8 protein-coding genes and 1 pseudogene are annotated in these 7,764 nt (G+C 70.9%); 1 reads left to right on the forward strand and 8 read right to left on the reverse strand.

The genetic code is table 11. The features are described from left to right. Positions 1-186 precede the first annotated feature (186 nt). From A5696_RS20815 to A5696_RS20840, 6 genes are all read right to left on the reverse strand, one after another. On the reverse strand, positions 187-609 hold the full coding sequence (locus tag A5696_RS20815) for an A24 family peptidase (protein WP_067882895.1): 423 nt from the start codon (positions 607-609) through the stop codon (positions 187-189). Positions 610-718: 109 nt separating this feature from the next. Next, positions 719-1,525: a shikimate dehydrogenase gene (locus A5696_RS20820; RefSeq protein WP_369803372.1), complete on the reverse strand. Its 807-nt coding sequence runs from the start codon at positions 1,523-1,525 to the stop codon at positions 719-721. Beyond that, entirely contained in the window at positions 1,503-2,747 is a 1,245-nt protein-coding gene (mltG, locus tag A5696_RS20825) for an endolytic transglycosylase MltG (RefSeq protein WP_067882896.1), read from the reverse strand. The genes A5696_RS20820 and mltG overlap by 23 nt, the downstream gene beginning before the upstream one ends. Beyond that, entirely contained in the window at positions 2,740-3,243 is a 504-nt protein-coding gene (ruvX, locus tag A5696_RS20830) for a Holliday junction resolvase RuvX (protein ID WP_067882897.1), read from the reverse strand. The genes mltG and ruvX overlap by 8 nt, the downstream gene beginning before the upstream one ends. Next, positions 3,244-5,937, reverse strand: coding sequence for an alanine--tRNA ligase (gene alaS, locus A5696_RS20835; RefSeq protein ID WP_067882898.1), 2,694 nt, complete (start codon positions 5,935-5,937; stop codon positions 3,244-3,246). 62 nt (positions 5,938-5,999) lie between these two features. After that, positions 6,000-6,389, reverse strand: coding sequence for a secondary thiamine-phosphate synthase enzyme YjbQ (locus A5696_RS20840; RefSeq protein ID WP_096866117.1), 390 nt, complete (start codon positions 6,387-6,389; stop codon positions 6,000-6,002). A 136-nt stretch (positions 6,390-6,525) separates the two neighbouring features. On the opposite strand from A5696_RS20840, the gene A5696_RS20845 reads away from it, so the two are divergent. Next, positions 6,526-7,149 carry a hypothetical protein gene (locus tag A5696_RS20845; protein ID WP_067882899.1) on the forward strand — a complete coding sequence of 208 codons (624 nt, stop codon included), beginning with the start codon at positions 6,526-6,528 and terminating at the stop codon, positions 7,147-7,149. Here the strand turns inward: A5696_RS20845 and A5696_RS20850 are convergent. Together A5696_RS20850 and A5696_RS20855 are read right to left on the reverse strand one after the other, a co-directional pair. Then, entirely contained in the window at positions 7,146-7,481 is a 336-nt protein-coding gene (locus tag A5696_RS20850) for a hypothetical protein (RefSeq protein ID WP_067882900.1), read from the reverse strand. The genes A5696_RS20845 and A5696_RS20850 overlap by 4 nt on opposite strands. After that, a pseudogene (locus A5696_RS20855) lies at positions 7,481-7,764 on the reverse strand (replication-associated recombination protein A); the annotation flags it as partial. The gene A5696_RS20850 and the pseudogene A5696_RS20855, both read right to left, overlap by 1 nt.

Below are 7,764 nucleotides of genomic sequence, written 5' to 3' on the forward strand. Positions count from 1 at the left end.
TCAGCGGCCACACCAAAGCCGATCTCAAACACATCCAAGACAAGCTCAACAGCCGGCCCCGGCCGACCCTGAACCTCTACACACCCGCCCAACGCCTCGCCAACCTAATTAGCCAAGCCGCCTAAATGTTGCACTAACCACTTGACAACGGGTCGCACTTTTCCGCGCTGGCGTCGATTTCGAAAGTTAGGAGCCCAGAACGGCCAGGCCTACGGCCCCGGCCGTGGCCAGGCACATCGAGGGCCCGTGCGGAACCGCACCCGGTCCCCGCAGCAGCCCCCACAGCGCCGTCGACAGCGGCGCGCCCAGCGCCGCGAGGAACCACACATCGGGCCCGAAACAGCCGGCCAGACCGCCCAGCCCGATCGCCAGCTTGACGTCACCGGCTCCCATCGCCGCCGGCGCCAACAGGTGGACCAGCAGGTACGTCCCGCTCAGCGCGGCCGCGCCGGCCAGCGCGGCCAGCCCGCGGCCGGCCAGGGCGGCGGCCACCAGGATGGCGGCTGCCCCGGGCAGCGTCAGCGCGTTGGGCAGTCGGCGTGACCGGACGTCGTAGGCACTCAGCAGCACCAGCCAGGCGAGTACTGCCACAGCCGCTCCAAGCCGCATGGGTCCTCCTGTGCGCCGGACGAGTGTGGGGGCTACGTACGCAAACCGTGGCGAATTCGTACATAAGCCCCACGCTCGGCGATTGACCTAGGCATCGATGCGCGGCAGGCTAGCGCAGTGCCGCCTCCATGGCCTCTCGCGGAGCGGGCAGCCCTGTGAATTGCTCGACCTGGGCGAAGGCCTGGTGCAACAGCATCTGCAGGCCGTTGATGACCCGTCCGCCCGCGGCGGCCACCGCGGCGGCCAGCGGGGTGGGCCACGGGTCGTAGACGGCGTCCAGCAGCACCGGGATCGGGGCGAACGCGCCGGCGTACCGCTCGGCCACGTCGGCGGGCAGGGTGCTGACCAGCAGCTGCGCGCCGGCCACCTCGCCGGCCAGCCCCTCGCTGCCCAGCTCACAGAACCGCGTGGGAACGCCCAGCCGCGCGCCGAGGTCCACCAGCCGCGACGCCTTCCGCGGGTCGCGCGCCACGACCGTGATGGCCGTGACGCCGAGCTCGGCCAGGCCCACGACGGCGGCCGGGGCGGTGCCGCCCGATCCGCACACCAACGCGCGTCCCGAAGCCGACCCGATCGCGCCGCTGACCCCGTCGACGTCGGTGTTGTCGGCCCGCCAGCCCGTCGGCGTGCGCACCAGGGTGTTGGCCGAGCCGACCAGGGCCGCGCGCTCGGTGCGCTCACCGGCGAAGCGCAGCGCGGCGAACTTGCCCGGCGCGGTGACCGACACGCCGACCCACTCGGGCCCGAACCCGCCGACCACGCCCGGCAGCTCCTCGGCGCCGCACTCGATGCGCTCGTAGGTCCAGTCGTGCAGGCCCAGCGCGCGGTAGGCGGCCAGGTGCAGGTCCGGGGAGCGCGAATGGGCGATGGGCCGGCCGAGGACCCCGGCCTTCCTACCGCGCTGAATCGAGGACACCGTTGCGCTTAGCCAGCTCGATATTGGCCAAATGCTGCTGATAATCCTTCGTGAACAGCGTCGTGCCCTGGGCATCGATGGTGACGAAGTACAGCCAGTCCCCCGGCTCGGGATGCTCGGCCGCGCGCAGCGCGTCGACGCCGGGCGAGCAGATCGCGGTGGCCGGCAGGCCCTGGGACACGTACGTGTTCCAAGGGGTCTTCTGGCCGCGGTCGGCGTCGGTGGTGGCGACCTCGCGGCGGTCCAGCGGGTAGTTCACGGTCGAGTCGAACTCCAGCGTGTGGTGCGCGTGCAGCCGGTTGTAGATGACCTGGGCGACCTTGGGGAAGTCCTGCGTGTTGGATTCCTGCTGCACCAGCGACGCGACCACCAGGATGTCGTACGGCGACAGGCCCATGGCCTGCGCCGAGTCCACCAACCCCGACTTGGCGTACTCGACGGCGCCCGCGCCGATCAGGCTCGTCAGGATGCTGTCGGCCGGCGCCGAGGGATCGACATTGAAGGTTCCCGGCGCGATCAGGCCCTCGATCCGGCGGTGGTCCTTGCCCAGCTCGGTGACCGGCTCGACGGCCCACGGCGGCACCGCCAGCGCCGTCGGCGTGCTGTTGGAGGCCGCCGCGCGCAGGTCATCCACCGAGACGCAGCGCTTGTTGCCGTCCAGGTCCACGCAGGTGGCCCGCGAGATCAGCGAGAAGATGCCGGGGTTCACCTTGTTCGTCTTCATGTCGGTGGTGTCGTCGAGCTGACGGCCCTCCGGGATGACCAGCCGCCCCACCCGGCTGTTCGGGTCGGCCAGCCGCGCCACGGCGTTGGCCGCCGGGATTTCGGTGCGCATCCGGTAGTAGCCCGGCTGGATCGAGTTGATCGCGGCGTTGCCGTGCGCGGCGTTGACGAACGCCCGCACCGTGGCGACCACGCCCTGGTTGTGCAGCGTCTCCCCGACCATCGTCGTCGAGTCACCCGATTGGATCTGAATCACGATGTCGCGCTTGCCGTTTCCGGTGTAGTCGTCGCCGGAGCCGAACACCGTGTTCCACAGCCGGGTGCCGACGAAGACGGCGACCACCGCGATCACGACGAACACCAAAAAGACAGCCCGCCCAACGGCGCGGCGGCGCTTCTTCCCACGCTCGGCCCGGTTGCGGTCGACGCGGCTCATCCTGCGCCGGGGCGGCCCGACCGCGCTGGGCTCGGCCCGCTGTCGCCGCGCGCTGTCAACCACGAGCGGCCCCCCTGCGCTGGTCGAGCCAGCTCTGCAGGATCGCCACCGCCGCGGCCTGGTCGATCACCGACCGCTGTTGGCGGGCCTTGATTCCCGCCGCGCGCAGCGACCGCTGGGCGCTCACCGTGGTCAGCCGCTCGTCGGCGAGCCGCACCGGGATAGGAGGAACTCGCCGGCCCAGCACTTCCGCCAGTTTGCTGGCGACCTCGATCGCGTCCTGCGCCGACGGTCCGGTGCGGTCGGCCAGCGTCCGCGGCAGCCCGACGACCACCTCGACCGCCTCCAGCTCCGCGGCGAGCTCGGCCAGCCGGCGCAGATGCCGGCCCGACCGGTCGCGGCGCACCGTCTCCACCGGGGTGGCCAGGATGCCGTCGGGGTCGCTCACGGCCACGCCGATGCGCACGCTGCCGACGTCGACGCCCAACCGCCGCCCCCGCCCGGGGTCCTGATCAGGATCGCCCGGCCGGTCGGGGAGGCGGTGCTGTGTCAAGGCCACTCAACCGACCCGCGCTATCTCGGCGCGTACCGCCTCGAGCGCGGCGTCGATGCCGGTCGGGTCCTTGCCGGAGCCCTGCGCCAGGTCCGCCTTGCCGCCGCCGCGGCCGTCGACGGCCTCGGCGAGCCGCTTGACCAGGTCATTGGCGCTGATGCCGAGATCCTGGGCGGCCGCATTGACCGCGACCGTGTAGGGCACGGTGCCGCCTTCGCCCTCTGCGATCAGCGCCACCACGGCCGGATCGCTGCCGAGCCTGCCCCGGATGTCGCCGACGAGGGATCGCAGGTCGGCGGCCGTCATCCCGCCGGACATCCGCTGCGCCACCACACGCACGTTACCGATCCGCTCGGCGCCGGCCGCGGCGTTGGTCGCGGCGGCCTTGGCGCCCGCCTGCCGGGCCCGTTCGAGCTCCTTCTCGGCCGCCTTGAGCCGGTCGACCAGGTTGGCCACCCGGGCCGGCACCTCGTCGGAGGGCACCTTCAGCGACGACGCCAGCCCGGCCATCAGCGCGCGCTCCCTGGACAGGTGGCGGAACGAGTCCAACCCGACGTAGGCCTCGACCCGGCGGATCCCGGAGCCGATCGACGACTCGCCCAGGATGGTCACCGGGCCGATCTGCGCGGAGTTGTGCACGTGCGTGCCGCCGCACAGCTCCAGCGAGAACGGCCCGCCGATCTCCACCACCCGCACCTCCTCGGGGTAGGCCTCGCCGAACAGCGCCATCGCCCCCATCGCCTTGGCCTTCTCGAGCTTCTCGGTGAACGTGTGCACCTCGAAGTCGGCCTGCACGGCCTCGTTGGTGACCTCTTCGATCTGGGTGCGCTGGTCCTCGGTCAGCGGGCCCTGCCAGTTGAAGTCGAACCGCAGGTAGCCCGGCCGGTTCAGCGATCCGGCCTGAACGGCGTTGGGCCCCAGCACCTGTCGCAGCGCGGCGTGCACCATGTGGGTGCCGGAGTGCCCCTGGGTGGCGCCCCGGCGCCAGCCGGGGTCGACCGCCGCGACGACGGTGTCGCCCTCCACGAATTCCCCGGACTCCACGTTGACCCGATGCACCCACAGGGTTTTCGCGATCTTCTGCACGTCGGTGACGGCCGCGCGGGCGCTCTCGCCCGCGCCGGTTCCGCTGATCGAGCCCTCGTCGGCGATCTGGCCGCCCGACTCGGCGTACAGCGGGGTGCGGTCGAGCACCAGCTCGATACGATCGGCACCCTCTGCGCCGTGCGCGACGACCGGCACCCGCCTGCCGTCGACGAAGATGCCCAAAATCCTTGCCTCGGAAGCCAACTCGTCGAACCCGGTGAATTCGGTGGGTCCGGCGTCGACCAGCTCGCGGTATGCGCTCAGGTCGGCGTGCGCGTGCTTGCGCGCGGCGGCGTCGGCCTTGGCGCGCTGGCGTTGCTGCAGCATCAGCTCGTGAAAGCCGGCCTGGTCCACCTGCAGGCCGGCCTCCGACGCCATCTCGAGGGTGAGCTCGATCGGGAAGCCGTAGGTGTCGTGCAGGGTGAAGGCATCCGAGCCCGAAACCACTTTGGCGCCCGACGATTTCGTCGCGCTGACCACCTCGTCGAACAACCGCGAGCCCGACGACAGCGTCCGGTTGAAGGCGGTCTCCTCGGCGACGGCGATCCGCCGGATCCGGTCGAAGTCGGTGACGAGCTCGGGATACGACGGCCCCATCGAGTCGCGCACGGTGGCCATCAGGTCGCCGACGACGGGGTCCTCGATGCCCAGCAGCTTGGCCGACCGGATCACCCGGCGCAGCAGCCGGCGCAGCACGTAGCCGCGCCCGTCGTTGCCGGGGCTGACGCCGTCGCCGATCAGGATCGCCGCGGTGCGGCTGTGGTCGGCGATGACGCGGTAGCGCACGTCGTCCTCGTGGTTACCCGCGTCGTAAGGCCGTGGGCCCCGCGCCGCCACGGCATCGATGATCGGCCGCAGCAGGTCGGTTTCGTAGACGTTGTGCACGTCCTGCAGGACCAGCGCCATCCGCTCGACGCCCATGCCGGTGTCGATGTTCTTGCGCGGCAACGGCCCGAGGATGGCGTAGTCGTCCTTGGTGCTGCCCTCGCCGCGCTCGTTCTGCATGAACACCAGGTTCCAGACCTCGAGGTAGCGGTCCTCGTTGGCGACGGGACCGCCCTCGGGGCCGAACTCGGGCCCGCGGTCGTAGTAGATCTCCGACGACGGGCCGCACGGCCCGGGGATGCCCATCGACCAGTAGTTGTCGGCCATGCCACGGCGCTGGATCCGCTCCGCCGGCAAACCGGCGACCTCCTGCCAGATTTCCACGGCCTCGTCGTCGTCGTGAAACACGGTGGCCCACAGCCGGTCCGGGTCCAGACCGTAGCCGCCGTCGGCGACGGGGTTGGTCAGCAGCGACCAGGCCAGCTCGATCGCCCGGCGCTTGAAGTAGTCGCCGAACGAGAAGTTGCCGGCCATCTGGAAGAAGGTGTTGTGCCTTGTGGTGATGCCCACCTCGTCGATGTCGGGCGTGCGGATGCACTTCTGGATGCTGGTGGCCGTCGCGTACGGCGGGGTGCGCTGCCCGAGGAAGAACGGCACGAACTGGACCATCCCGGCGTTGACGAACAGCAGGTTGGGGTCGTCGAGGATCACCGACGCGCTCGGCACCTCGGTGTGGCCCGCCGCCACGAAATGATCGAGGAATCGCTTCCTGATCTCGTGTGTCTGCACTGTTGGTCCGCTTCTTCCTGTCGCTTCGACTTGTCTTGATCGGGGATTCCCAGCCTAGACAGTCAGCCCTCCAGGAAGCTCAACCGCACCGACCGCCGCGGGTTGTCCCGGTTGAGGTCGACCAGCACGATGCTCTGCCAGGTGCCCAGCTGGGGGTCGCCGCTGGCGACCGGCACCGTGACCGACGGCGCGACGATGGCCGGGAGCACGTGGTCGGCGCCGTGGCCGGCCGAGCCGTGAGCGTGCCGGTAGCGGTCGTCGCGCGGCAACAAACGTTCCAGGGTGTCGACCAGGTCGTCGTCGGAGCCGGCGCCGGTCTCGATGATCGCGACCCCGGCCGTCGCGTGCGGCACGAACACGTTGCACAGGCCGTCGCCGTAGCTGAAGCAGAACCTGCGCACCGCATCGGTCAGGTCGACGACGCGGCGCCGGGCGGTGTCCACCTCCAGCACATCCGTATGCACCTGCTCAAGCCTACGGCGCGAGCCCGCGCGAGGGCCATTGCGGCGGATCGGCGGGAGGAGGAAGGTATCTGGTGGGACCGGTGGCGCCACCGGGGCGCCGCCCCGACACAGGGAGGGGTCCATCGTGTACGCACGTTCCACCACCATCCAGGCGCAACCCCTGTCCGTCGACATCGGCATCGCCCACGTCCGCGATGTCGTCATGCCCGCCCTCCAGGAGATGAACGGGTATGTCGGGTTGTCGCTGCTGGTGGACCGCCAGTCCGGCAGATGCATCGCGACCAGCGCGTGGCACACGATGGAGGCGATGCGCGCCAGCGCGGAGCGGGTCGCCCCGATCCGCGATCGCGCCGCGCTGATGTTCGACGGCAGCGCCAAGATCGAGGAGTGGGACATCGCTTTGCTGCACCGCGACCACCACTCCGCCGACGGGGCGTGCGTGCGGGCCACCTGGCTCAAGGTGGTGCCGGATCAGCTGAGCCGTTCGCTGGACTTCTACCGGCACTCGGTGCTGCCGGAGATGGAGAAGCTGGACGGATTCTGCAGCGCCAGCCTGATGGTCGACCACCCGGCGTGCCGCCGGGCCGTGTCCTGCTCGACGTTCGACAGCATGGACGCGATGGCCCGCAACCGCGACCGGGCCACCGAGTTGCGCAGCCGGCGGGTCCGCGACCTGGGCGCCGAGGTGGTCGACGTGGCCGAGTTCGAGCTGGCGATCGCCCAGCTGCGGGTGCCCGAGCTCGTCTAAGGCAGCGCGTCCCCGGGGAACCCGCGGCAGGGGTGCACCTGGTAGGTGAAGACCCCCGCCGCCACCCCGGGGTCCTCGCGCATGAGGGCGGCGGTCTCGTCGACGGTCGCGGTGAACACCCCGATGCCGCACACGTCCGACTCGTCGGTGACCGGCAGCACCACCGCCAGCACGCCGTCGTCGCGCAGGCCGAAGTTGCGCCGGCCGTGCTCCCAGATGATGCCCGGCGACGAGTCGTCGCCGAACCTGGGGCCGCGTTTGAGGATCACGACGCTGTATTCCCTGGTGGTGGGCAGCAGCTCGCCCATCTCCTCGTCGGTAAACGTCTTCATCAGGCCCGTCCCCTCTGGCGGATGATGGCGCGCAGCCGGTCCAGCCGGCCGGCCAGCTCGCGTTCGCCGCCGCGGCCGGTGGGCCGATAGTAGTCCACGCCCACCAGCTCGTTCGGCGGATATTGTTGCGCCACAACGCCGTCGGGAGCGTCGTGGGAGTACCGGTAGCCCTGCGCGTTGCCCAGCCCCGCGGCCCCGGAGTAGTGCCCGTCGCGCAGGTGCGGCGGCACCAGCCCGGCTTTGCCCGCCTTGATGTCGCCCATCGCCGCCGCCAGCGCGGTGG

It is taken from the genome of Mycobacterium sp. E2699, assembly GCF_001666745.1.
Taxonomy (GTDB): domain Bacteria; phylum Actinomycetota; class Actinomycetes; order Mycobacteriales; family Mycobacteriaceae; genus Mycobacterium.

What these genes read in the sequence shown, in the direction of transcription:
- A5696_RS20815 (WP_067882895.1), bottom strand. Translation starts at nt 609, where the DNA reads ATGCGGCTTGGAGCGGCTGTGGCAGTACTCGCCTGGCTGGTGCTGCTG.
- A5696_RS20850 (WP_067882900.1), bottom strand. Translation starts at nt 7,481, where the DNA reads ATGAAGACGTTTACCGACGAGGAGATGGGCGAGCTGCTGCCCACCACC.